Origin of the sequence: Pseudomonas sp. BE134 (genome assembly GCF_031456105.1) — a bacterium.
Lineage (GTDB): Bacteria > Pseudomonadota > Gammaproteobacteria > Pseudomonadales > Pseudomonadaceae > Aquipseudomonas.
Genome location: NZ_JAVDUA010000037.1, coordinates 1 through 23,564, shown reverse-complemented (window position 1 = coordinate 23,564; position 23,564 = coordinate 1). Strand labels below are relative to the sequence as shown.

The window sequence follows — 23,564 nt, the reverse complement described above, 5'->3', positions numbered from 1 at the left end:
TGCTGATTTATGTTCGAAAACCTATTACAAAATCTGGGGCTCTCTGCCTTCAGCCTCAAGGGCTTCGGTCCGTTGCTGATGGAAGGCACCTGGATGACCATCAAATTATCGGCGTTGTCGCTCTTGGTGGCCGTCTTGCTCGGCTTGCTGGGCGCCAGTGCCAAACTGTCCAAAGTCAAACTGGTGCGCGTGCCGGCGCAGGTCTACACCACGCTGATTCGCGGCGTGCCGGACCTGGTGCTGATGCTGTTGATCTTCTACAGCCTGCAAACCTGGCTGACGTCGTTCACCGACTTCATGGAATGGGAATACATCGAGATCAACCCGTTCAGCGCCGGGGTCATCACCCTGGGCTTCATCTATGGCGCGTACTTCACCGAGACCTTCCGTGGCGCGATCCTCGCAGTCCCGCGTGGCCAGGTCGAAGCCGCAACCGCTTATGGCCTCAAGCGTGGCCAGCGTTTCTGGATCGTGGTGTTCCCGCAAATGATGCGCTTTGCCCTGCCGGGTATCGGCAATAACTGGATGGTGATGCTCAAGGCCACTGCGCTGGTGTCGATCATCGGCCTCGCCGACCTGGTCAAGGCCGCTCAGGACGCCGGCAAAAGCACCTATCAACTGTTCTATTTCCTGGTGGTGGCCGCGGTGATTTACCTGCTGATTACCAGCGCCTCCAACTTCGTCTTGCGCTGGCTTGAACGCCGTTACGCCGCCGGTTCCCGGGAGGCCGTACGATGATCGAACTCTTGCAGGAGTACTGGAAACCCTTCCTTTATACCGACGGCAACAACATCACCGGCCTGGCCATGACCCTGTGGCTCCTGACCGCCTCGATCGTCATCGGTTTCCTGGTGTCGATCCCGCTGTCCATCGCTCGGGTGTCGCCGCACTTCTACATCCGTTGGCCGGTGCAGTTCTACACCTATCTGTTTCGGGGTACGCCGCTCTATATTCAGCTGCTGATTTGCTACACCGGGATTTATAGCCTGGCGGCCATTCGCGCCCAACCGGTGCTGGATGCGTTCTTTCGCGATGCGATGAACTGCACCATCCTCGCCTTCGCCCTGAACACCTGCGCCTACACCACGGAGATTTTCGCCGGGGCGATTCGCAGCATGAACCACGGTGAAGTCGAAGCCGCCAAGGCGTATGGCCTGACCGGCTGGAAGCTGTATGCCTACGTCATCATGCCGTCGGCCCTGCGTCGCTCGTTGCCGTATTACAGCAACGAAGTGATTCTGATGCTGCACTCGACCACCGTAGCGTTCACCGCGACCATTCCGGACGTCTTGAAAGTCGCTCGGGACGCCAACTCGGCGACCTTCCTGACCTTTCAGTCGTTCGGCATTGCCGCACTGATCTACCTGACTGTGACCTTTGCGCTGGTCGGCCTGTTCCGTCTCGCCGAACGGCGATGGCTGGCCTTCCTCGGGCCGACTCACTAGGACCCGCTTTAGGAATAAAGAAACATGCGCCACCAGATTCATGACCTGCTGGCCCCACTGCCGGGGACCGCACGACAAATTCACAGCTTCCACTTCGGCCCGACATCGGCCAACGGCAAGATTTACATCCAGTCGTCCCTGCACGCCGATGAAATGCCCGGCATGCTGGTGGCCTGGCACCTCAAGCAGCGCCTGGCCGAACTCGAAGCCGCCGGCCGGCTGCGCAGCGAAATCGTGCTGGTGCCGGTCGCCAACCCGGTGGGCCTGGAACAAGTGCTGCTGGAGGTCCCGCTGGGTCGCTTCGAGCTCGAAAGCGGCCAAAACTTCAATCGCTGGTTCGTCGATGTGAGCGAAGCGGTCGGCAATGAGATCGAAGGCCAACTCAGTGACGATCCACAACACAACCTCGGGCTGATCCGCGACAGTTTGCGCAATGCCCTGGCCAGGCAAACCGCCAGCACCCAACTGCAATCCCTGCGCCTGACCCTGCAACGCCTGGCCTGCGATGCGGACATGGTGCTGGACCTGCATTGCGATTTCGAAGCCGTCGCGCACCTTTACACCACGCCGCAAGCCTGGCCACAGGTCGAGCCCTTGGCGCGATACATCGGTGCCGAGGCGAGCTTGCTGGCTACCGACTCCGGCGGCCAATCATTTGATGAATGCTTCACCCTGCTGTGGTGGCAGTTGAAGGAACGCTTCGGCGAACACTTCGACATACCGCTGGGCAGTTTTTCAGTGACGGTCGAATTACGCGGCCAGGGTGACGTCAATCATCCGCTGGCCAGCCTCGATTGCCAGGCGATGATCGATTACCTGATTCACTTCGGCGCCATTGCCGGCGCACCGGCTCCGCTGCCCGACCTGCCCTACCCGGCCACGCCGCTGGCGGGTGTAGAGCCTGTGGCGACACCGGTCGGCGGGCTGCTGGTGTTCAACGCGCTGCCGGGGGAGTACCTGGAAGCCGGACAACTGATCGCCGAAATCATTGACCCGATCAACGATCGCGTCACCCCTGTTCATTGCACCGCCGCCGGGCTGATGTACGCCCGCTCGCTACGGCGCATGGCCACTGCCGGCATGGTGATCGCGCACGTCGCGGGCGCCGAAGCCTATCGCAGCGGCTACCTACTTTCGCCTTGAGGATGCATGCCCCATGTACAAACTGACCATCGAAGGCCTGCATAAAAGCTATGGCGATCATGAAGTTCTCAAAGGCGTTTCGCTCAAGGCCAATACCGGTGACGTCATCAGCCTGATCGGCGCCAGCGGCTCGGGCAAAAGTACGTTCCTGCGCTGCATCAACTTTCTTGAACAGCCCAACGACGGCGCCATGAGCCTCGACGGGCAGAACATCCGCATGATCAAGGATCGTCACGGCATGCACGTGGCCGATGCCAATGAGCTGCAACGGATCCGCACCCGCCTGGCCATGGTGTTCCAGCACTTCAACCTGTGGAGCCACATGACCGTGCTGGAAAACATCACCATGGCCCCGCGCCGGGTGTTGGGCTGCAGCAAGGAAGAGGCCGAAGACCGAGCCCGGCGCTATCTGGACAAGGTTGGCCTGGCCGCGCGCGTTGCCGACCAGTACCCGGCGTTTCTGTCTGGCGGTCAGCAACAGCGGGTCGCCATTGCCCGGGCGCTGGCCATGGAACCGGAAGTCATGCTGTTTGACGAACCGACATCGGCACTCGACCCGGAACTGGTGGGTGAAGTATTGCGAGTGATCCAGGGCCTGGCCGAAGAAGGCCGGACCATGATCATGGTGACGCATGAAATGAGCTTCGCCCGCAAAGTCTCCAACCAGGTGCTGTTCCTGCACCAAGGGCTGGTAGAGGAAGAAGGCGCGCCGGAAGACGTACTGGGCAACCCGAAGAGTGAACGGTTGAAGCAATTCCTCAGCGGCAACCTGAAGTAACACCGCAAAACCTGTGGGAGCGAGCCTGCTCGCGTTGGAATCCTTGAGACCGCCATCGCCGGCAAGCCGTGCTCCTACGCGATCGCGTTGTTGCATTAAACCTTTCGCATCCCTGCGCGGTCACTGAAAGAAGACGTTCAGAGCGCACACCGCCGGCATGGGAACCTCCCCCGACTACGCAAAACAATGGTTTACCGATCGCGGCTGGAAACCTTTCGCCTTTCAAAAACAGGTGTGGGCGGCGGTTAAACGCGGCCAGTCCGGGTTACTGCATGCCAGCACCGGCGCCGGTAAAACCTATGCGGTCTGGTTTGCAGCGCTCAATCGCTTTGCCACGTCTGTCACACCCGCTGCCCCCCCTCGTATACGAAAACCGGTCGCCCAACCACTGACGGTGCTGTGGATAACCCCCATGCGCGCACTGGCGGCCGACACTGCTCGTGCGCTGGAAACGACACTGCTGGATTTACCCATTCCATGGAGCGTCGGCCTGCGCACCGGTGACACCAGCAGCAGTGAACGTGCTCGCCAGAGTCGGCGATTACCCACCACCCTGATCACCACGCCGGAAAGTCTGACCCTGCTGCTCGCCCATGCCGATGCGCAAACAGCGCTGGCGACTTTGCGCATGGTAATAGTCGACGAATGGCATGAACTGCTTGGCAATAAACGCGGCGTGCAATTGCAGCTCGCGCTCGCCCGCCTGCGTTGCTGGCATCCGGAGCTGATTGTATGGGGTGTTTCCGCCACCCTCGGCAATCAGTCCCACGCCGAACAGGTATTGCTCCCTCAAGGTGGTGGTGTCAGCGTCCAGGGTCAAACGTCCAAGGTGCTGGAGGTCGACACCTTGTTACCCCCGGCCATCGAACGATTTCCATGGGCCGGACATATTGGTTTGAAGATGTTGCCTCAGGTCCTCGCGGAGCTGGAGACCAGCCCCAGCAGCCTGGTCTTCACCAACACCCGCGCCCAATCCGAGATTTGGTATCAGGCCTTGTTGGAGGCACGCCCCGATTGGGCCGGGGTGATTGCCTTGCATCACAGCTCCCTGTCACGAGACACCCGCGACTGGGTCGAACGCGCACTGAAGGAAGGTCTACTCAAGGCGGTGGTCTGTACTTCAAGCCTGGACTTGGGCGTGGATTTTCTGCCGGTGGAGCGCGTGCTGCAAATCGGCTCGGCCAAAGGCGTGGCGCGATTGATGCAGCGGGCGGGCCGTTCCGGGCACGCGCCAGGACGGGTTTCGCGGGTGACGCTGGTGCCGACCCACAGTCTGGAATTGATCGAGGCGGCTGCCGCGCAAGTTGCCGTGGCGCAACGACGTATCGAACCCCGCGAGTCGCCCGAAAAACCTCTGGATGTGCTGGTTCAGCATCTGGTCAGCATGGCCCTGGGCGGTGGGTTTTTACCTGATCAGTTGTACGAAGAAGTACGCAGTGCGTGGGCTTATCGCGACCTCACCTTGGCGGACTGGACCTGGGCACTGGCATTCGTACGCCATGGCGGACTATCTCTCACAGCCTATCCGGATTACCGCCGGGTCGAACCGGATGAACACGGTGTCTGGCGCGTGCCGGATGCGCGCCTCGCCCGACGACATCGCATGAGCATCGGCACCATCGTCAGCGATGCGAGCATCCAGCTGAAGTTCTGGAGCAAGGGTGGCGGCGGCAAACAGCTGGGCAGTGTCGAGGAAGGGTTTATCGCGCGGCTCAAGCCGGGTGACGGCTTTCTGTTTGCCGGGCGTTTGCTGGAATTGGTCCGGGTGGAAAACATGACCGCTTATGTCAAACGCAGTGCCGCGAAAAAAGCCGCTGTGCCACGTTGGAATGGCGGACGGATGCCGCTATCCAACGAATTGGCCGAAGCGGTGATCGAGCAATTCAGTGCGGCGGCGCGGGGCGAGTTCATTGGTCTCGAAATGCAGGCATTACGGCCATTGCTGGAGGTGCAACAGCGCTGGTCCGGATTGCCGACCTCAGACTCCTTGCTCGCCGAAGCGCTGAAATCCCGCGAAGGCTGGCACCTGTTTCTTTATCCCTTTGCCGGGCGCCAGGTGCATCTGGGGCTTGCGAGTCTGCTGGCGTGGCGCGTCAGTCAACTGCAGACGGTGACGTTTTCCATCGCGGTAAATGACTACGGGCTGGAGTTGCTCAGCGCCACGCGCGTGGATTGGTCGCAGATCCTGAACGGCGAATTTTTGAGTCCCAATCATTTGTTGGAAGATGTGCTCGCCAGTCTGAATGCCGGCGAACTTGCTCTGCGACGCTTTCGTGAAATCGCGCGGATCGCCGGGCTGGTGTTTGCCGGCTATCCCGGCGCGCCGAAAAGTACACGTCAGGTTCAGGCGTCGAGCGGGTTGTTCTTCGAAGTATTCAAACAGTACGACGCCGGGAATCTGCTGCTGGCCCAGGCCGGGGAAGAAGTCCTACGCAATGAACTGGATATTCATCGACTGGAACAGACGTTGGAGCGGGTTACTCGGTTGAAAATGGACCTGCATCAGATCAAACGCCCCACACCGCTGGCCTTTCCACTATGGGTGGAACGCATGCGCGAAAGCATGAGTTCGGAAAAACTCGCGGACCGTATCCGACGCATGGTCAGTGATCTTGAGAAATCCGCCGCTAACGGGAAAACAGGATGAGTACGCCCTATCCCGTGAACCTGGCTGGCGAGGAATTGTGGCTGCTGCCGGAAAAAGCTATCTATTGGCCAAAGCAACAAGCCCTGCTGATCGCCGATGTGCATTTCGGTAAAGCTGCTGCGTATCGAAGCCTTGGTCAGCCGGTGCCTCATGGCACCACCGCCAGCAATATCGCTGTATTGGAAAGGTTGCTGGCGGCCCTACCCTGTCGGCAGCTGATTTTCCTCGGCGACTTTCTTCACGGGCCTGGCTCTCATGCAATGGCCACGTTGAGCGCATTGACCGAATGGCGAGCGGGGCATCCTGATTTGCCAATGACACTGATCCGCGGCAACCACGATAAACGAGCGGGCGACCCACCTGCCTCGTTAAACATTCGTGTGGTGCCTGAACCGTTGCTGCTGGGGCCGTTCGCCTTGCAGCATGAACCGCATCCTCATCCTGATCGGCCTGTACTCGCCGGGCACGTACATCCCGTATATCGCCTAAGAGGCAGAGGTCGACAATGCTTGCGATTGGCGTGTTTCAGGTTGGGAGAAGCCATCAGCCTGCTGCCGGCCTTCGGCGTGTTTACCGGCGGGTATCAGATCGAGCGGGACGACAACTGCAGGATCTTTGTCATTGGCGACAACGAAATATGGCCAGTCAGCTGAAGTCTTTACGGACATCAGCTGACTGGCCATTCTTTTCGACAGCAGATCAGGCTACCGGCGCGGGAGGCGGCTCATCCGGCAAGGTGGGTTCACCGGGTTCTGTCGGCTGTTCATTCGGGGTATCGGGGTCTGGCTGACCGGGGATGCCCCCCGCCATGCTGACGGGCGGATGTGCCAACAAGGACCAGGCCAAAACGCCAATCTGATTGGGCTCAAGCCTTGCCAGTTCGGCACTTATTCGCGGATCGATCTTCATAAAGCACTCCTGAGCGAAGGCCCCGTCCGCTGTGCGCGAACCGGGCAGTACACCCCATAGAGTGTCTACCCGCTCAAGAATTCCCGCTGATTGACCAGATGAACGGATCAGGTGCGCGGCAGGGTGACGCCGAGCTGGCCCTGATACTTGCCGCCACGGTCCTTATAGGACACTTCGCACTCTTCGTCGGATTCGAAGAACAGCATCTGTGCGACGCCTTCGTTGGCGTAGATTTTCGCCGGCAGCGTCGTGGTGTTGGAGAACTCCAGCGTCACATGCCCTTCCCACTCAGGCTCAAGCGGCGTCACGTTGACGATAATGCCGCAGCGCGCGTAGGTGCTTTTACCCAGGCAGATGGTCAGCACGTTGCGTGGAATGCGGAAGAATTCCACGGTACGGGCCAGGGCAAAGGAGTTGGGTGGAATGATGCAAACATCGCTTTTAACGTCGACGAAGCTCTTCTCGTCGAAATTCTTCGGATCAACGGTGGCCGAATTGATGTTGGTGAACACCTTGAATTCATCGGCGCAGCGCACATCGTAGCCATAGCTCGAAACACCGTAGGAAATCACGCGCTCGGCACCTTCGCCGCGCACCTGGCGCTCAACGAAGGGTTCGATCATGCCGTGCTCTTGCGCCATGCGGCGAATCCACTTGTCCGATTTGATGCTCATGGCGGGTGTCCTGAATAGCGAGGTGGAAAAATTCTGTCCGGCATCTTACCGGGCGCGCGCTCCGGGTTCAAAGTCCGAGGCGCAATTCTCGCGGATCCCCCGTGAATTCGGGGCCTTTCCCAAAATCCGATAGACCGTCAGTCCTGAATTCAGAGAAACCTTCGCAAGAAGCATTGGCACGTTCGGGAAAAAGGGTTAAGGTGGCGCCACTGTGCTGCTTGTGTCACTGAGAATCTCTACACGATATGTTGAATTTCGATCCAACCATCTACAAGAATTTTTCCTGCTCTTTGCACTCAGTCTCGGCCAGGGTTCTTCCTGAGTCGCAGTTATCTTTGTTCAAGGAGTTACACCATGTCTAATCGCCAAACCGGTACCGTTAAGTGGTTCAACGATGAAAAAGGCTTCGGCTTCATCACTCCACAATCCGGTGACGACCTGTTCGTTCACTTCAAAGCTATCCAATCCGACGGCTTCAAAAGCCTGAAAGAAGGCCAACAGGTTTCTTTCATCGCTACCCGCGGTCAGAAAGGCATGCAAGCTGAAGAAGTTCAAGTTATCTAACTTGTACTTGCTTTAGTAAAAAGCCCCGCCCTCAAAAGCGGGGCTTTTTTGTGCCTGACTGTTTTACAGGTACAAAAAAATCGCAGCCCATGACTGCGATTTTTTTTGCCTTACCAGGCTACGCCAAACCCTGCGGTGTAGCGAATCTGGTCCTGATCAGCGTCTTCGGTACCGCTGACGACGTCTCGCTCGGCCTTCAGGTTAAGCGACGCCCATTCGGTCACCTTGTAGCGCAAGCCCAATTCCGCATCGAGCGCATTATTGGCCACGTCTGACAACGGCTTGCCCACTTCGCCATTGGTGAAGAGTTCCACCTTCTTGCCGATCAGGTAACGGTTGTAATCCCACGTCATTGCCAAGGCATAGAAGTCGTCCTTGCCGCCGTCCGTGAACTCATAGTCCGTGCGGTTGACCAGCGAGCCCAAGGAGAATGCGCCCAATTCGTCATCCCAGAACTGGTAACCCGGACCGGTACCGAGGGTGCGCTGACGGGAAAGGTTTTCGACTTTATCGCGCTTATAGACTGCCCGACCCTGCCAGAACCATTTCTCTGTCAGGAAGCGGTCGAGCGAGTATTCGCCCCGCCAGTTGTCAGTCGTAACAACGTCATCCTGGAATTCGCGGTTGTACTCACCTTCCGCCGTGTGCCGCCATTTGCCATGGCGCGCCGTCGTCTTGAAGTCGATACTGTAATCGTCGGTGTTGTTTTCCGCCCGCTGGTAATCCAGCGCCGCGTCGATATTCCCTTTCCACACCAGATCTTCGACCACCGGCTTGGGCTTGAGAATCTGCTGAATACTGGCCAGCTCTACCGTCTTGGGAGCCTCGCCGTTTTCCAGCGTTACCTTGCCGTCGCCTGCCGCATGCAGCGACTTGGTTTTCTCGCCTGTGTACGCATCCTGCTTGACCAGCACCTCCTGATCGCTTTCCAGGGTTTTGACCTGTTTCCAGTCGATCGCGATCGAACCAGCGTACTCGGTCTGGATCACCAATTTTCCGCCATCGAATAACGTGATCTTGCCACTCAACTTGTCACCGTTTTTCAACCAGACGGTATCGGCTAGTAAAGGTGTGGAAGCACTCAGGACAGCGAGGCAAAGCAGTGTTCTGGACAACATAAGCAAAAACAGACTCAAGTTTGCGAAAAACGTCGGCATTATCCTCAGGAATAAGACCCTAGCAAGGAATGACCCGACTATTTCTATTGAGTTCATTTCTCAAACAGTGATCCGGGACTTACTCTACAAACGGCAATGCGACCTTTTTTCTGGAATTGCGCACGTGATCGAACCAACCTCGGAAACCGAAAGTGCGGCGCAGATCCGACGCACGGCGCTCTACCTGACCCTGGCCCAAGTGCCTGAAGGCAAAGTGGTGAGCTATGGTCAACTCGCGGAGCTGGCCGGACTCGGTCGCGCTGCCCGCTGGGTCGGACGCACGTTGAGCCAATTGCCGGGCGATACCAAATTACCCTGGCATCGGGTTCTCGGTGCCGGCGGTCGGATCAGCCTGCCTGTGGGCAGCCCTTCGGGGGATGAACAGCGCGCGCGATTGCGCTCGGAAGGTGTCAGCATCCAGAATAATCGTGTTGATATTCAGCGCCATGGCTGGCGCCCGGTAGAGCACAGCGGTTAGAGTGCGCCCTTTGTTTCCGTAATTCTTGAGGCAGACTCCAGCCCATGCCCCGTAAAACCTGGCGCGCCGCGCTCGCCGCCTATGCCAGCCCCTCGACGCTTGTGTTGTTGCTGCTTGGTTTCGCCGCCGGCCTGCCCTACATGCTGGTGTTTTCGACGCTTTCCGTCTGGCTCCGCGAGGCAGGTGTAGCTCGCGAGACCATTGGTTATGCAAGTCTCATCGGCTTGGCCTACGCCTTTAAATGGGTCTGGTCCCCCCTGCTCGACCAATGGCGCCTGCCATTTCTCGGCAAGCTGGGGCGACGACGCTCGTGGCTGGTGCTGTCGCAGGCGCTGGTGATCCTCGGTCTGGTAGGCATGGGTTTTTGCGACCCACAAAAGCATTTGTCCTGGCTGATCGCCATCGCAGTGGTCGTCGCCTTCGCCTCGGCGACGCAGGACATTGCGGTCGACGCCTATCGTCTGGAAATCGCCGAGGACAGTCGTCAGGCGGCACTCGCCGCCAGCTACATGTCGGGTTATCGGATCGCCGCGCTGTTGGCGACGGCCGGCGCATTGTTCTTCGCTGAAGGCTTCGGATCCACCGGTTTCAATTATCAGCATTCGGCCTGGGCGGGTACCTACATACTGTTCGGCGCGCTGATGCTTCCGGCATTGATCACCTCACTGTTCATGCGCGAACCACCTGTGCCACTGCGCACTCAGCTTCAGGCCGGCCGTTACAGTTTTGCGCATCAACTGGCGTCCGTGTTTGTGCTGATCGTGCTGCTGGTGTCCGTGCCCGCCATGTTCACCCAGCTCTACAACACCGACTTCGCCAGCGTGCTATTCGAAGGCGTGAGCCTGCTCGACCTGGTACTCGAAGACCGGGCGCTCCTGCGGGCGATCCTCTACATCATGCTGACAGCCATGTGCCTGTCGGCCATGGGCCGCCGCGGTCTGGCGCCGGTGCTGACGCCGGTCAATGACTTCATCACGCGGTATCGCTGGCAAGCGTTGCTACTGCTCGGCTTGATCGCCACCTACCGCATGTCCGATACGGTCATGGGCGTGATGGCCAACGTGTTCTATATCGATCAGGGATTCACCAAGGATCAGATAGCCGGGGTCAGTAAAGTCTTCGGCCTAATCATGACCCTGGTCGGCGCCGGCATGGGCGGCTTGCTGATTGTGCGTTTCGGTATCTTGCCGATTCTGCTGATCGGCGGCATTTCGTCGGCCGGCACCAACCTGCTGTTCCTGATGCTCGCCGACATGGGCGCCAACCTGAACATGCTGATCCTCACCATTTCCCTGGACAACTTCAGCTCGGGCCTGGCGACATCGGCGTTTGTTGCGTACCTGTCGAGCCTCACCAACCTCAAGTTCTCCGCCACCCAGTACGCCCTGCTCAGTTCGATCATGCTGCTGCTGCCACGCCTGATCGGCGGCTACTCGGGAGTCATGGTCGAAAAATTCGGCTATCACAATTTCTTCTTGATCACCGCCCTGCTCGGCGTTCCGACACTGCTGCTGATCGCCCTCCACTGGTACCAGGAGAGCCGTCGGGCAGGTCCGACGCCGACGCCAGAGCCGGCTCCGACCCAGATCGTGGAAGAATCGTAGGAATCTTCGCAAAGGACGGTGTGATTCCCGCCCTCCTGCCACGCCACCGACCGCACGCCTGTACGCCAGCGGATCTCGCCCGTACAATGCTCCGTCATTTCTCGTCATCAGCAACCGACAACGGCCAACCATGCGCACCAGTCAATTTTTGCTCGCCACACAGAAAGAAACGCCTTCCGATGCGGTCGTGATCAGCCATCAGCTGATGCTGCGCGCCGGCATGATCCGCAAACTCGCCTCGGGCCTCTATACCTGGCTGCCGATGGGCTTGCGAGTCATGCGCAAGGTCGAAGCCGTCGTTCGTGAAGAAATGAACGCCGCGGGCTCTCTTGAAGTGTTGATGCCGAGCACACAACCGGCTGAGCTGTGGCAGGAATCCGGTCGCTGGGAAGAGTACGGCCCTGAATTGCTGCGCTTCAAGGATCGCCATGGTCGTGATTTCTGCGCAGGCCCGACCCACGAAGAAGTGATCACCGATCTGATGCGCAACGAGTTGAGCAGCTACAAACAGCTGCCGATCAACCTGTACCAGATCCAGACCAAGTTCCGCGATGAAATCCGCCCACGCTTCGGTTTGATGCGCGGTCGTGAATTCATCATGAAGGATGCCTATTCGTTCCACGCTGACCAGCCTTCGCTGCAAGTCACCTACGACCGCATGCACCAGGCTTACTGCAACGTGTTCACCCGTCTGGGCCTGAAGTTCCGTCCTGTAGAAGCCGACAACGGCTCCATCGGCGGTGCTGGCTCTCACGAATTCCACGTACTGGCCGAATCCGGCGAAGACGACATCGTCTTCAGCAACGGCTCCGACTACGCGGCGAACATCGAGAAAGCCGAAGCGGTACCACGGGAAACTTCCCGCGCGCTGCCTGCCGAAGAGCTGCGTCTGGTCGACACCCCGAACGCCAAGACCATTGCGCAACTGGTCGAAGGCTTCAACCTGCCGATCGAAAAGACCATCAAGACCCTGGTGGTTCACGCTGAAGAGCCAGGCAAGCTGATTGCCCTGATCATCCGTGGCGACCACGAACTGAACGAAATCAAGGCCGCCAACCAGCCAGGCGTTGCCAGCCCGCTGGTCATGGCGTCCGAAAGCGAACTGCGTGACGCCATTGGCGCCGGCGCTGGCTCTCTGGGCCCGCTGAACCTGCCACTGCCAATCATCATCGACCGTTCCGTCGAACTGATGAGCGACTTCGGCATTGGTGCCAACATCGACGACAAACACTACTTCGGCGTGAACTGGGAGCGTGATCTGCCTGTTCCGACCGTTGCCGACCTGCGCAACGTGGTGGCCGGCGACCCAAGCCCTGATGGCAAGGGCACGCTGGAAATCAAACGTGGCATTGAAGTCGGGCACATCTTCCAGCTGGGCAACAAATACAGCAAAGCGATGAAATGCGAAGTGCTGGGCGAGAACGGCAAGCCGGTCACCCTGGAAATGGGTTGCTACGGCATCGGCGTTTCCCGCGTGGTGGCGGCCGCCATCGAGCAGAACAACGACGCCAACGGGATCATCTGGAGCGACACGCTTGCGCCGTTCCAGGTGGCTCTGGTGCCATTGCGCTACGAAACCGAACAGGTTCGCGAAGCGACCGACAAGCTGTATGCAGAACTGACCGCAGCCGGCTTCGAAGTACTGCTGGACGACCGCGACAAAAAGACCAGCCCGGGCATCAAGTTCGCGGACATGGAGCTGATCGGCATTCCTCACCGGATCGTGGTCAGTGACCGCGGCCTTGCCGAAGGCAATCTGGAATACAAGAGCCGCACCGAACCTGACGCGCAAGCGCTGCCGGTCGCTGACGTGTTGTCTTTCCTCCAGGCCCGTATCCGCCGCTGACACCAGATAGAGAAGTCATGTTCAAGCGAAACACCTTAGGCCTCGGTGGTGCTGCCCTGTGCGGCACCCTGCTGGTCAGCGGCTGTGCCAATCAGATGTCGCAACGCAGCGAGCACGAGGAACGTGTCGAGCGCAAATTGCTCGATCACAGCCTGCAGATCGATGTGGGTGATCCCAAGGTGCTTGATCTGCCGCAACGTCGGGTGAAAATCCACGAGCAGAAGACGTTCGAAGTCACCGAATTCGAAGTCACGCGCCACTATGATCGCTACACACCTTACCAACCCTGGCGGGAGGTCTATGAGATCCCGCTGGGCGCGGTGGCGGTAGTGGCCGGTGCTGGCGCGAACGTCGTCAACGTGTTGACCCTCGGTAATCTGCCGGACAGCGCGACCAAGGATTGGCTGAGCTACGGTTTCGCCGGACTCAACCCGTTCATGAACGTGCAGTCTCACGGCCGAGCCCAGCAAAACCTGGCCGGCATCGATGAGGTTCAGCTCGACAAGCGCACTGAATACTCGAGTCTGCCCTGGAGCGAACGTCCGGTAGAGGTCAAGGCTGGCAAGGAAACGTTCGATCTGAGCACCGACAAAAACGGCGTTTTGCGCGTGAACCTGCTGGACAGCCCGTTTGCCGAACATGACATCAATCATCTGAGCCGCCTGCTGATCAGCGTCGAAGATGGCAACGACGATGTGCACACCAACACATCCCTGGAAGTCAGCAGTTCTTTGCGTGGCAAGCTGCTCGAAGCCCACGGGCTGATTTATGACGACCTTGAAGATGACGAAGTGAGCCAGTGGGTACACCGAGTCAAGCGCCTGTCGGAACTGGGTCTGGAGGAAGAAGCCAGCGAGCTTGAGCAAAGCCTGATCGAACTGACACGCAACGACCCCGAGTTGCAGAGCGAATTCCTCAAGTCGTTGACCAAGGATGCCGGGCGTTTGGTGGCGGATCCGGGACCGAATTAAGGCTTAAAAGCATCGTCGGAACGCCGCCCGGAGCAGGCCTGCTCCCACAGAGGCCTGTGGCGCTCCCAAATCCAATGTGGGAGCGAGCCTGCTCGCGATGAGGCCCTCAAACTCACTAAAAAACTACCGCTCAAACAACTCCATCTGTTCAAACCCTCTCCGCAAATCCTCAAGCCTGACCCCAACCCCCAACAACCGCACCGGTTTCCCGCCGCGATTGAACGCCTGGGTCAGCAGCAACTGATAACTCCCCAAATCCCGCCCTGCGCCCGCCTGCTCCAGCGTGGTCTGGGTAAAGTCATGGAATTTCACTTTCACGAACGGCTTGCCGGGCCGATAGCTGCTGTCGATTCGCGCCATGCGCCCCGCCAGGGTTTCCAATAGCTCGGGAAGTTTATCCAGACAGCTCACCAGATCCGGCAGGTCCACGTCATAGGTGTTTTCGACGCTGATCGACTGTCGACGACTGTCGTTGTGGACCAAACGCTCATCAATTCCCCGGGCCAGGCTCCAGAGTCGTTCGCCGAAACTGCCGAATTCGCGCACCAGCGCCAATTTGTCCCACTCGCGCAAATGCGAGCAATCGACGATGCCAAGCCTTCCCAGCTTATCGGCAGTGACTTTGCCCACACCGTGCAACTTGCTCACCGGCAAGCCACTGACAAAGTCTTCCACTTGATCCGGTGTGATGACAAACAAGCCATTGGGCTTCTTCCAGTCACTGGCGATCTTGGCCAGAAACTTGTTCGGCGCCACACCGGCCGACACGGTGATGTGCAATTGATTGGACACTCGCCGACGAATGTCTTGGGCGATACGCGTAGCGCTGCCGCCGAAATGCGCGCTGTCCGACACGTCGAGATAGGCCTCATCGAGGGACAGTGGCTCGATCATGTCAGTGTAATCGCGAAAGATCGTGTGAATTTCCTTCGAGGCTTCTCTATAAGCGTCCATGCGCGGCTTGACGATGGTCAGGTCCGGGCACAGCTTCAACGCATGCCCGGAAGACATGGCCGACCGTACACCATAGGCCCGCGCCTCATAGTTGCAGGTCGCAATCACTCCCCGTCGATCCGCCGAACCACCCACTGCCAATGGCTTACCGGCCAGGCGCGGGTCATCACGCATCTCGATGGCGGCGTAGAAGCAGTCACAGTCGACGTGGATGATTTTTCGCTGGGTCATATAAAAGCGCAGTTCATGACGAAGAAATGGAGCATTGGGGTGTCGGACAAGCAGTATCTCACCGACACCTGTATATAGCACCAGTACTCGGAATGTTCTTTTTCACACGTAGGAAAGTACTCTGTGCATTTATTTTTTCAATCGAATGCAACCTGCCAATAGAGCTACAGGCCTTGCCACGTCTACCTCACAGCCACCAACCCTATCTTGATTTCAGGCTAAGCGGTTGAACAGGAAGAGGTTTTTCAGATATTGAAGGTTGACACCCCAGCGATCCTCTGTAGAATGCCGACACACAGACGCGGGATGGAGCAGTCTGGTAGCTCGTCGGGCTCATAACCCGAAGGTCGTCGGTTCAAATCCGGCTCCCGCAACCAAACATCAAAAAAGGCTACTCGAAAGAGTGGCCTTTTTTGTGCGCGTCTGTTTTGTAGGCTCCCCCGAAAAATGCGGCTGTTACGCTTATGCGACCTGAAATGAGAAATCGTTCTGATTCCGAAACTTAGGCCTCCCCTGCGACCGTTTGCCGCTCATTTGCGCTTATTTGACCTATCTTGGGATTAACGGTTGACACCCCGCCGTTCGCCTGTAGAATGCCGCCACACAGACGCGGGATGGAGCAGTCTGGTAGCTCGTCGGGCTCATAACCCGAAGGTCGTCGGTTCAAATCCGGCTCCCGCAACCAAACATCAAAAAAGGCTACTCGAAAGAGTGGCCTTTTTTGTATCTGTCGAAAAAGTCCTTTCGCAACAAAGATCTCTCACTGTGTGGTTTAGCGTCAGGGATCATCAAAATGCCGGTTTCACATTTTGCCGGAGCTCAGGCAGCCCCCCTCTTCGACTCATGACGTGCCATCGCCGCAACCCGGTGAGAGGCGTTAATATTCGTGATTATTTTTTACTACAGGGATTGGTAACTTGGCTCGATACCTCCATCCTGTCGCGCACGATTCAAGAGGTGATTGATGCGCGCCAACTCGTCTGCCCCACAAGACACCGTCACAGCGACACAACCGATCAAGACCGAGCGTTTGCGCCTGCTCGATCAGATCAGCAAATATCGCCAGCCCATCGGCCTGGCGGTCACTCTGCTGTTGTTCGCTATCGCGCTGATCGCCTGTCGTCACTTGCTGAGCGAACTCGACCTGTACGCTTTGCACGACTCGATTCTGGAAGTTCCGAAACCGGCACTGCTGGGCGCCTTGGGTGCGACCGTGGCCGGCTTCATTATTCTGTTGGGTTACGAGTGGTCGGCCAGCCGCTATGCGGGTGTGACGCTGGCGCCTCGAATATTGGCGCTCGGCGGGTTCACGGCCTTTGCGATCGGGAATGCCATCGGCCTTTCGATGCTCTCCGGGGGATCGGTTCGTTACCGTTTATATGCACGTCATGGCCTGGGGGCTTCAGAAGTCGCTCATATGACGTTGTTTGCCAGCTTGTCGCTCGGTTGCGCCCTGCCACCGCTGGCTGCCCTGGCAACCCTCAGCAACCTGCCTGCCGCTTCTGTTGCCTTGGGGTTGTCGCAGACATTGCTCGGCACGATTGCCGCGGCAGTCCTGCTGCTCTTCAGCGTCCTGGCCATCGGTATCTACCGCCGTCGCCTGCCGGAACAACCTTCACCAGACAACCTCCTGGTCAAAGTCGGCCGCCGCACCTTGCGCCTGCCCGGCCGCCGCCTGACCTTCCTGCAACTGATCATCACCGCCCTGGACGTGGCAGCCGCCGCGACCGTGCTCTATCTATTGTTGCCCGAGGCACCGCCCTTTGGCGCTTTCCTGCTGGTGTACCTGCTGGCATTGGCCGCGGGCGTGCTCAGCCACGTGCCGGGCGGGGTTGGTGTATTCGAAGCGATCCTGCTGGCCGCCTTTGCCGATTCACTGGGCGCGGCACCACTGGCCGCCGCCTTGCTGTTGTATCGACTGATCTATGTGGTGCTGCCCCTGCTGGTGGCTTGCCTGTTCCTGCTGATCAACGAAGGCCAGCGCCTGTTTCAGTCGCGTCAGTCCCTGCGGGCAGCGTCGGGCCTGGCGGCACCGATTCTGGCGGTTTTGGTGTTCCTGTCCGGTGTGGTCCTGCTGTTTTCCGGCGTGACCCCGGAAATCGACACCCGCCTGGAACACATCGGTTTTCTGATCCCCCATCGCCTGGTCGACGCCTCACACTTCGGCGCGAGCCTGATCGGCGTGCTGTGCCTGTTGCTGGCTCAAGGCCTGCGTCGACGCCTCTCTGCCGCCTGGATGCTGACCACCATTTTGCTGCTGGTCGGCGCCCTGCTTTCCCTGCTCAAGGGTTTTGACTGGGAAGAAGCCTGCCTGATGACCCTTACCGCCAGCTTGCTGGGGGTATTCCGCAGCTCCTTCTATCGCCCTAGCCGCCTGACCGAACTGCCATTTTCACCGCTGTATCTGGTGTCCAGCCTCTGCGTGCTGGGCGCCTCGATCTGGTTGCTGCTGTTTGCGTATCAGGACGTTCCGTACAGCCATCAACTCTGGTGGCAGTTCACCCTTGATGCCGATGCGCCGCGTGGCTTGCGCTCGCTGCTGGGCGCTGCTGTGCTATTGGTCGTGGTGTCGCTGACGTGGCTGCTGCGCACCGCTCGCCCGGTCATTCACCTGCCCACGCAGGATGAACTCGACCGCGCAGTAAAAATCCTCATGGTTTCCGCCCAACCGGATGGCGGCCTGGCCCTGACCGGTGACAAGGCGCTGCTGTTCCACCCTGACGACGAGGCGTTTCTGATGTACGCCCGCCGTGGGCGCAGCCTCGTGGCGTTGTACGACCCGATCGGCCCGACGCAGCAACGAGCGGAAATGATCTGGCAGTTCCGCGACCTCTGCGACGTCCACCACGCCCGCCCGGTGTTCTATCAAGTGCGCGCCGAGAACCTGCCGTACTACATGGACATCGGCCTGACCGCGATCAAACTGGGCGAAGAAGCCCGCGTCGATCTGCATCGCTTTGATCTCGAAGCCAAGGGCAAAGAGATGAAAGACCTGCGCTACACCTGGAACCGTGGCACCCGCGATGGCCTGTCACTGGAAATCCACGAGCCGGGCCAGGCCCCCATGGATGAGCTCAAGGTGATTTCCGATGCCTGGCTGACCGGCAAGAATGTCCGCGAGAAAGGCTTCTCGCTCGGCCGTTTCAGCGATGATTACCTCAGGCACTTCCGCATTGCGGTGATCCGCTTTGAAGGTCGCCCGGTAGCCTTCGCCAACCTGCTCGAGACCTACGGCCATGACTTGGCCAGCCTCGACCTGATGCGTGCGCACCCGGACGCGCCGAAGCTGACCATGGAGTTCATGATGGTCGGCCTGATTCAACATTATAAAAATCATGGATACGCGCGTTTCAGCCTGGGCATGGTGCCGTTGTCGGGGTTGCAACCCCGTCGGGGCGCACCACTGACCCAGCGTCTGGGCTCGATGGTGTTCCGCCGTGGTGAGCAGCTCTACAACTTCCAAGGCTTACGCCGCTTCAAAGACAAGTTCCAGCCTGACTGGGAACCCCGTTATATGGCCGTGCCCGCCGGACTCGATCCGCTGGTGGCCCTGGCCGATACTGCTGCCCTGATTGCGGGCGGCTTGACTGGATTGGTGAAACGCTGATGATTCAACGCTCCTTGCGGTACGTACTGGCCACACTAGTAGTGCTGGCCCTGATTCTCGGTGGCGGTTTCTGGTACCTGAAACGCCCGGCACCGGCACCAACCCTCGAACTGTTGACGCCCGCCGATGGCGCCGCGATGACCCGCGTGATTCCCGGCACCACGCCGAAGGCTCAGGTGCTGGTGGCGGTCAATGAAGACCAGAAGCTCAGCGATCAACAACTGATCACCCTGAGCCGCTCCGGTTCGGCGCAGATTGTTCAAGTGATTCTGCCTAAAGACTGCCTGCTGCAAAGCCGCGCACTGCAATCTGGCCTGAGAGAACTCAAAGGCCCGGCGACCCTGGTCAGCGGTATCGGCCCTGGCGCTGTGTTGGCCTGGCGCTGGTTGTCCGAACAGAAGAATGACAAGGCTCAGGCCATCTCCGTCGACCTGGCCCTGGAAAAACCGGGCTGCACTCACCTGCTGCCGAAAACCGCTGCTCACGGCCACTGGCTGGTGGCGTGGAACGACAACCCGGACGACACCAGCGCCGGCTTCGTACGCGACCAACCCAACGCCGAAACCAGCATCAGCGACTACGACATCAACCTGCCGCAAGTGCTGAACAACGAACTGCGCAAAATCCTCGTCGGCGGCGACAAAGCCGCCGGTGGCTTGCAGATTCCGGTGGTCGAAGTACCAGCCGGCCAAGCCAAGGACACCGTCACCCTGTTCCTCTCCGGCGACGGCGGCTGGCGTGACCTGGACCGTGACGTCGCGGGCGAAATGGCCAAACTCGGTTATCCGGTGGTCGGCATCGACACCCTGCGCTACTACTGGCAGCACAAGAGCCCGGAGCAAAGCGCCCTGGACCTCGCTGAACTGATGCAGCACTACCGGCAGAAATGGGGCACCAAGCGCTTCATCCTGACCGGCTACTCGTTCGGCGCCGACGTCCTCCCGGCGATCTACAACCGCCTTCCAGAATCGGAACAGCAACGCGTCGACGCCATCATCCTCTTGGCCTTCGCCCGCACCGGCAGCTTCGAAATCGAAGTCGAAGGCTGGCTCGGCAACGCTGGCAAAGAAGCCGCCACAGGCCCGGAAATGGCCAAGCTGCCACCAGAGAAAGTGGTGTGCATCTACGGTGAAGAAGAAGTCGACGAAAGCGGCTGCACCGACAAGACCGCCGTGGGCGAAACGATGAAACTGCCTGGCGGCCATCACTTTGATGAGAATTACCCGGCATTGGCCAAGCGCTTGGTGGACATCATCGAGAAGCGGCAAGCCAAGGAAGAGGCGACGGCGCAGGAGTGATCTGAGCGTCGCCACGAAAAAGCCCCCGCAGCTGTTTGGTTGCGGGGGCTTTTTTACATGTGCGGACGTGAAGTGCTTCCAGGTTAAAGCTGGACATCTATCCACGTTACGTCATCTTCAACAGCGATAAAGTCTCTATCCGGTGCTGCCAACAAGCTGCTTTGCTGCGACTCCGTTAACTCTGCCCAGAAGCCATCGGTTACGAACACCAGTCGCTCACCCACAGCCAATGGGTGAAAAACAAATTCAGGGTCCGGAGCACGACTAACCTTCAGGCATCGGGTTACCCGGTTTCGAGCAGGGTCTTGCGCCAACTCAAGGTGCGAACGGTCGCGCCTCCAATTGGCCTTGCAGTGGGGCGGCGTAATCCACTCGATTGTGCCTGCCGATGTCACTACTCCGCACGAACAGTCACCTTCATACGCAAGCGTGAGCTTCCCATGAGCAGCGAAACCGATCAGGTAACACGTGGTCCCTGTCTGATCCGCAAACAAAATGGGGTGAAGCTCCGCCAGCACTGAACCAAGTAACTGCCCAACTGCTCCGTGCTCGGTGATTTCGCCCCTCTGATCCATGTGTTTCGGGTAGGCCGCTAAAACACCTTTTACGAAGCATTCAGCCAGTTGCCCACTCCCGGGCTTCGACGTACCGTCCGTAATGACGAACAGCCCTCTGCCGCCGTCGCAAAGAGCGCCAGCGGAGTCATGATTGGCTTTCCTGGTCCGTCCTGTCACCGATCTGGTGATGTATCTCATGCGTTGCTCAGGTTTTTCATGCGCATGTAAATGATTCGACCTCTATCCGGATTGGCCTGCACTGAGCCCGAACTTTCAATCACGTAGTCGATACCACTGAGCCCCATGAGTTCTCGAATTCCAGACGTGATGAACTCCTTAAGCTCAGGTTCAGCCTGGCGAACCTCTTCCAAAAGCTCTGTACGACCATCAATCAAGATGAGGATGTCTTCGACATCTTTGTGGTAAGGGTCACCCCACCCCGACCGCTAAATGCCTCTAGTTTCGTCGCTAGAAAGTAAGTCGGTTTAAATATCTGGATGACGGTACCGCTGGGTAACGCAAACTTATCGGCCCTCGCCAGCCCCTCTACGAACCAACGGTTGGCATACCCGAGAACAGCAGAGTCAGAAGGCATCACATCTACGACGACGTCGTTGAAACGGAAACGACAGTTGACTTCATCTTCACCGGTAATTTTGAAGTCCTTCGCCGCCACCGCTCTATGAGGTGTTGCCAGGCGCTAATGCCTGCCAGCTCGATCACCAAGTCAACATCATCGGTGAAACGAATGTCGTCGAGCACGGCAGCATCAGTGACCAGCATGGCAGTGGTGCAACCGCCGACAAAAGCAATCTCAGTGAGAAACGCCGCTCCCAAGCCGTCTGCAACAAATTCTATGAGCTCGTAGTTGTGATCAGCGTTTGAAGACATGTTATTTCAGGCCCATCCCTGCTTTTAAAATGTTAACCGCGACACCGCACTCTCGCGGACCACCAAGACGGATCGCATCAGCCAGCGCAAGATAGTGATAAAGGATCCTGTCCCGCTTCACCGCTTCCGGAACTGTCTTGTAGAGCGGTTCTATCGCCTGGCCACGCTCAGTTCCGAGAGCATCAGGCCAAACCGGAATCAACCCGCCAGCGCTCTTGATGCTTTTGGATAGCGCGGGGGCAGCGAAGCCTGTTGGAATCCCGCGAACCATCGCGCCCGGCTTCACGGGGAAAAAATATTTCAGAGCGTGCTCGGTAATTTTCAGCAGCTCTCGCCGATTAACTTTCGGGAGCCCGGTGTCGTAGTCATTGGAGAGCAATCCGGACTCACGGCACCTGGCTATAGCGTTTGAAACCTCGCTTTTGCTTAGCCCAAGAGACGCAGACAACGCACGCAACGAGTAGCCTTCACTCCAACTCGCCAGCGATGCAGAAGGCACAGGCTCCGACCACCCTTCCCAGCCATCCTCATCACCCATGGATGAGTCGAACGCCTTGCGGTTGAATACAATTTCTTCACCCTCAGCGGGGTAGGTGATTAGCGACTGTCCCACTCGCCCCCCTGCCGTCATTCGATTTATCTGCTGGGGCTTCAACAACTCCTCAACCGTGTTCGAATTCGACTCAAACTCCATCTTCCCAACGAGGTTTTCCTCTTGGGCGTGCAGGCTGGCCATTTTGAACAAAAGCAAAATGTCTTGACTCTTCATGAAGCCATGAACTCCAAGTGTCCACATTCCATAAAACGTGGACACTTGTCTCATTGGAAATATTGAGCCGTCAAGATCTTTCGATATTTGCAACAACGCGAAATCTCCCGCGACTTGTCAAATTCCTCACCGCGTTTAGTTTCGTTTACTTTGAGGGGTCGCAATATCGGATGACGCCCGCAGACCTTGTAGGCAAACTCCGAATCGTACGTTTGGGCACTTTGATGCCTTGTTGCGCTTTTCTTCGACGGGGTAGTCTCCGGACGTCGCTGACCATTCAGCGATCGGGCTTGGAAACCCGTCGGATACTAGCCGCAACAGTGCCCCTCATGATCGCATGCGTTTTTTGTGATCATGAGTTATGGCAGCTGTGCGTGGGACGCCCTCGGGCGTGCCGGTTTCCTAGTTCCCGGTTTCCAACCTGCGTACAGCTGCCACCCATTCGCTTGGAAACGAGTGGGTTAGCTCCTCAACTAGGAAATTGACTATGACCAAAACAGATGCTTCCGCGATTTCAGATTTAAAAACCATTGGCTTCACCCCCCTCATCTACTGCTCCGATCAGGCGCTATTCAACGTCCGCGCCGGCGTCCCCATCGTCGAAGCACTGTCACAAGCCGCCGACCTTCTATTCCTCGGCAAATCATTCGCCGAAGATGCTGCCTACGCAAAAGACACCGACCGCCACGCCTGGGCCGCGCATTATCTGACGGCAATGGGTAAGGCTGTGATTGATGATGTGCTGAAAGTGCTGACCCCACGACCAGCCCGGACAAAGACCGAATCCGAAGAAGATCTGCCTGAAAGCAAGTAAGTGCACAGATACGAAAAAGCCGCGTAACCACGCGGCTTTATCATTCCAGCAGACACCGCAATTCCCCTGTGGGAGCGAGCCTGCTCGCGAAAGCAGGCTGACATTCACCATTGATGTATCTGATAGACCGCTTTCGCGAGCAGGCTCGCTTGTATGTTTAGACTTGAAGGGGTGGGCGGGACTAAAAGCTCGATTCCGACTCTAGCCAGTACGGACCGTGGGAGACT

20 protein-coding genes, 2 tRNA genes and 1 pseudogene are annotated in these 23,564 nt (G+C 58.3%); 16 read left to right on the top strand and 7 right to left on the bottom strand.

Annotation, left to right across the window (positions count from 1 at the left end):
- The first annotated feature begins 9 nt into the window (after nt 1-9).
- The 6 genes from J2Y56_RS25165 (at nt 10) to pdeM (ending at nt 6,666) form a co-directional block, all read left to right on the top strand.
- Nucleotides 10-738 carry an ABC transporter permease gene (locus J2Y56_RS25165; protein ID WP_007947215.1) on the top strand — a complete coding sequence of 243 codons (729 nt, stop codon included), beginning with the start codon at nt 10-12 and terminating at the stop codon, nt 736-738.
- On the top strand, nt 735-1,445 hold the full coding sequence (locus J2Y56_RS25160) for an ABC transporter permease (RefSeq protein WP_007947214.1): 711 nt from the start codon (nt 735-737) through the stop codon (nt 1,443-1,445). Before J2Y56_RS25165 ends, J2Y56_RS25160 begins: the two co-directional genes overlap by 4 nt.
- 24 nt (nt 1,446-1,469) lie before the next feature.
- The gene (locus J2Y56_RS25155) at nt 1,470-2,588 is read left to right on the top strand and encodes a M14 family metallopeptidase (RefSeq protein WP_310353350.1); all 1,119 of its coding nucleotides are present in this window, start codon (nt 1,470-1,472) and stop codon (nt 2,586-2,588) included.
- A gap of 13 nt (nt 2,589-2,601) precedes the next feature.
- On the top strand, nt 2,602-3,366 hold the full coding sequence (locus J2Y56_RS25150; protein ID WP_007947212.1) for an ABC transporter ATP-binding protein: 765 nt from the start codon (nt 2,602-2,604) through the stop codon (nt 3,364-3,366).
- 157 nt (nt 3,367-3,523) lie between these two features.
- On the top strand, nt 3,524-6,013 hold the full coding sequence (locus J2Y56_RS25145) for a ligase-associated DNA damage response DEXH box helicase (protein WP_310353348.1): 2,490 nt from the start codon (nt 3,524-3,526) through the stop codon (nt 6,011-6,013).
- The gene (gene pdeM / locus J2Y56_RS25140) at nt 6,010-6,666 is read left to right on the top strand and encodes a ligase-associated DNA damage response endonuclease PdeM (RefSeq protein WP_007947210.1); all 657 of its coding nucleotides are present in this window, start codon (nt 6,010-6,012) and stop codon (nt 6,664-6,666) included. The genes J2Y56_RS25145 and pdeM overlap by 4 nt, the downstream gene beginning before the upstream one ends.
- Before the next feature lie 46 nt (nt 6,667-6,712).
- Here the strand turns inward: pdeM and J2Y56_RS25135 are convergent, their stop codons facing one another.
- Entirely contained in the window at nt 6,713-6,922 is a 210-nt protein-coding gene (locus tag J2Y56_RS25135) for a hypothetical protein (RefSeq protein WP_007947208.1), read from the bottom strand.
- 107 nt (nt 6,923-7,029) lie between these two features.
- Nucleotides 7,030-7,596, bottom strand: a complete 567-nt coding sequence (gene dcd, locus J2Y56_RS25130) for a dCTP deaminase (protein WP_007947207.1) — start codon at nt 7,594-7,596, stop codon at nt 7,030-7,032.
- A 354-nt stretch (nt 7,597-7,950) separates the two neighbouring features.
- On the opposite strand from dcd, the gene J2Y56_RS25125 reads away from it, so the two are divergent.
- Nucleotides 7,951-8,160: a cold-shock protein gene (locus tag J2Y56_RS25125; RefSeq protein WP_002554837.1), complete on the top strand. Its 210-nt coding sequence runs from the start codon at nt 7,951-7,953 to the stop codon at nt 8,158-8,160.
- Between the two features lie 110 nt (nt 8,161-8,270).
- Here the strand turns inward: J2Y56_RS25125 and J2Y56_RS25120 are convergent, their stop codons facing one another.
- Nucleotides 8,271-9,278: a DUF481 domain-containing protein gene (locus J2Y56_RS25120; protein ID WP_310353345.1), complete on the bottom strand. Its 1,008-nt coding sequence runs from the start codon at nt 9,276-9,278 to the stop codon at nt 8,271-8,273.
- 163 nt (nt 9,279-9,441) lie between these two features.
- Between J2Y56_RS25120 and J2Y56_RS25115 the strand changes: the two genes are divergently transcribed.
- The 4 genes from J2Y56_RS25115 to J2Y56_RS25100 all read left to right on the top strand — a co-directional run bounded on the left by J2Y56_RS25115 (nt 9,442) and on the right by J2Y56_RS25100 (nt 14,216).
- The gene (locus J2Y56_RS25115) at nt 9,442-9,795 is read left to right on the top strand and encodes an MGMT family protein (protein ID WP_007947205.1); all 354 of its coding nucleotides are present in this window, start codon (nt 9,442-9,444) and stop codon (nt 9,793-9,795) included.
- Between the two features lie 44 nt (nt 9,796-9,839).
- Nucleotides 9,840-11,399, top strand: a complete 1,560-nt coding sequence (locus tag J2Y56_RS25110; RefSeq protein ID WP_007947204.1) for an AmpG family muropeptide MFS transporter — start codon at nt 9,840-9,842, stop codon at nt 11,397-11,399.
- 130 nt (nt 11,400-11,529) lie between these two features.
- On the top strand, nt 11,530-13,245 hold the full coding sequence (locus J2Y56_RS25105; RefSeq protein ID WP_007947202.1) for a proline--tRNA ligase: 1,716 nt from the start codon (nt 11,530-11,532) through the stop codon (nt 13,243-13,245).
- A gap of 17 nt (nt 13,246-13,262) precedes the next feature.
- Nucleotides 13,263-14,216 (top strand): hypothetical protein, encoded by a 954-nt coding sequence (locus J2Y56_RS25100; protein ID WP_007947201.1) that lies wholly within the window; start codon nt 13,263-13,265, stop codon nt 14,214-14,216.
- Nucleotides 14,217-14,339: 123 nt separating this feature from the next.
- Here J2Y56_RS25100 and dinB read toward each other — a convergent pair whose 3' ends face one another.
- Nucleotides 14,340-15,401, bottom strand: a complete 1,062-nt coding sequence (gene dinB, locus J2Y56_RS25095; RefSeq protein ID WP_007947200.1) for a DNA polymerase IV — start codon at nt 15,399-15,401, stop codon at nt 14,340-14,342.
- 300 nt (nt 15,402-15,701) lie between these two features.
- Between dinB and J2Y56_RS25090 the strand changes: the two genes are divergently transcribed.
- The 4 genes from J2Y56_RS25090 (at nt 15,702) to J2Y56_RS25075 (ending at nt 20,306) form a co-directional block, all read left to right on the top strand.
- A tRNA-Met gene (locus J2Y56_RS25090) sits at nt 15,702-15,778 on the top strand.
- A gap of 231 nt (nt 15,779-16,009) precedes the next feature.
- Nucleotides 16,010-16,086, top strand: a tRNA-Met gene (locus J2Y56_RS25085).
- 279 nt (nt 16,087-16,365) lie between these two features.
- A complete protein-coding gene (gene mprF / locus J2Y56_RS25080) occupies nt 16,366-19,008 on the top strand; it encodes a bifunctional lysylphosphatidylglycerol flippase/synthetase MprF (protein ID WP_310353339.1) in 2,643 nt (880 codons plus the stop codon).
- Complete coding sequence (locus J2Y56_RS25075; RefSeq protein ID WP_310353336.1) at nt 19,008-20,306, top strand: AcvB/VirJ family lysyl-phosphatidylglycerol hydrolase; 1,299 nt, start codon at nt 19,008-19,010, stop codon at nt 20,304-20,306. Before mprF ends, J2Y56_RS25075 begins: the two co-directional genes overlap by 1 nt.
- Before the next feature lie 83 nt (nt 20,307-20,389).
- Here the strand turns inward: J2Y56_RS25075 and J2Y56_RS25070 are convergent, their stop codons facing one another.
- The 3 genes and pseudogenes from J2Y56_RS25070 to J2Y56_RS25060 form a co-directional block, all read right to left on the bottom strand.
- Nucleotides 20,390-21,061, bottom strand: a complete 672-nt coding sequence (locus J2Y56_RS25070; protein WP_007947197.1) for a PP2C family serine/threonine-protein phosphatase — start codon at nt 21,059-21,061, stop codon at nt 20,390-20,392.
- Nucleotides 21,058-21,754, bottom strand: a pseudogene (locus tag J2Y56_RS25065) (hypothetical protein). Before J2Y56_RS25065 ends, J2Y56_RS25070 begins: the two are co-directional and overlap by 4 nt.
- Before the next feature lies 1 nt (nt 21,755).
- The gene (locus tag J2Y56_RS25060; RefSeq protein WP_007947195.1) at nt 21,756-22,523 is read right to left on the bottom strand and encodes a hypothetical protein; all 768 of its coding nucleotides are present in this window, start codon (nt 22,521-22,523) and stop codon (nt 21,756-21,758) included.
- Nucleotides 22,524-23,010: 487 nt separating this feature from the next.
- Between J2Y56_RS25060 and J2Y56_RS25055 the strand changes: the two genes are divergently transcribed.
- Entirely contained in the window at nt 23,011-23,337 is a 327-nt protein-coding gene (locus J2Y56_RS25055) for a DUF3077 domain-containing protein (RefSeq protein WP_310353333.1), read from the top strand.
- The last annotated feature ends 227 nt before the right edge of the window (nt 23,338-23,564 follow it).

Excerpts from the sequence above, each read along its gene's own strand:
- J2Y56_RS25165 (WP_007947215.1), top strand. The coding sequence starts at position 10 with ATGTTCGAAAACCTATTACAAAATCTGGGGCTCTCTGCCTTCAGCCTC.
- J2Y56_RS25160 (WP_007947214.1), top strand. The coding sequence starts at position 735 with ATGATCGAACTCTTGCAGGAGTACTGGAAACCCTTCCTTTATACCGAC.
- J2Y56_RS25155 (WP_310353350.1), top strand. The coding sequence starts at position 1,470 with ATGCGCCACCAGATTCATGACCTGCTGGCCCCACTGCCGGGGACCGCA.
- J2Y56_RS25150 (WP_007947212.1), top strand. The coding sequence starts at position 2,602 with ATGTACAAACTGACCATCGAAGGCCTGCATAAAAGCTATGGCGATCAT.
- J2Y56_RS25145 (WP_310353348.1), top strand. The coding sequence starts at position 3,524 with ATGGGAACCTCCCCCGACTACGCAAAACAATGGTTTACCGATCGCGGC.
- pdeM (WP_007947210.1), top strand. The coding sequence starts at position 6,010 with ATGAGTACGCCCTATCCCGTGAACCTGGCTGGCGAGGAATTGTGGCTG.
- J2Y56_RS25135 (WP_007947208.1), bottom strand. The coding sequence starts at position 6,922 with ATGAAGATCGATCCGCGAATAAGTGCCGAACTGGCAAGGCTTGAGCCC.
- dcd (WP_007947207.1), bottom strand. The coding sequence starts at position 7,596 with ATGAGCATCAAATCGGACAAGTGGATTCGCCGCATGGCGCAAGAGCAC.
- J2Y56_RS25125 (WP_002554837.1), top strand. The coding sequence starts at position 7,951 with ATGTCTAATCGCCAAACCGGTACCGTTAAGTGGTTCAACGATGAAAAA.
- J2Y56_RS25120 (WP_310353345.1), bottom strand. The coding sequence starts at position 9,278 with ATGTTGTCCAGAACACTGCTTTGCCTCGCTGTCCTGAGTGCTTCCACA.
- J2Y56_RS25110 (WP_007947204.1), top strand. The coding sequence starts at position 9,840 with ATGCCCCGTAAAACCTGGCGCGCCGCGCTCGCCGCCTATGCCAGCCCC.
- J2Y56_RS25105 (WP_007947202.1), top strand. The coding sequence starts at position 11,530 with ATGCGCACCAGTCAATTTTTGCTCGCCACACAGAAAGAAACGCCTTCC.
- J2Y56_RS25100 (WP_007947201.1), top strand. The coding sequence starts at position 13,263 with ATGTTCAAGCGAAACACCTTAGGCCTCGGTGGTGCTGCCCTGTGCGGC.
- dinB (WP_007947200.1), bottom strand. The coding sequence starts at position 15,401 with ATGACCCAGCGAAAAATCATCCACGTCGACTGTGACTGCTTCTACGCC.
- mprF (WP_310353339.1), top strand. The coding sequence starts at position 16,366 with ATGCGCGCCAACTCGTCTGCCCCACAAGACACCGTCACAGCGACACAA.
- J2Y56_RS25075 (WP_310353336.1), top strand. The coding sequence starts at position 19,008 with ATGATTCAACGCTCCTTGCGGTACGTACTGGCCACACTAGTAGTGCTG.
- J2Y56_RS25070 (WP_007947197.1), bottom strand. The coding sequence starts at position 21,061 with ATGAGATACATCACCAGATCGGTGACAGGACGGACCAGGAAAGCCAAT.
- J2Y56_RS25060 (WP_007947195.1), bottom strand. The coding sequence starts at position 22,523 with ATGAAGAGTCAAGACATTTTGCTTTTGTTCAAAATGGCCAGCCTGCAC.
- J2Y56_RS25055 (WP_310353333.1), top strand. The coding sequence starts at position 23,011 with ATGACCAAAACAGATGCTTCCGCGATTTCAGATTTAAAAACCATTGGC.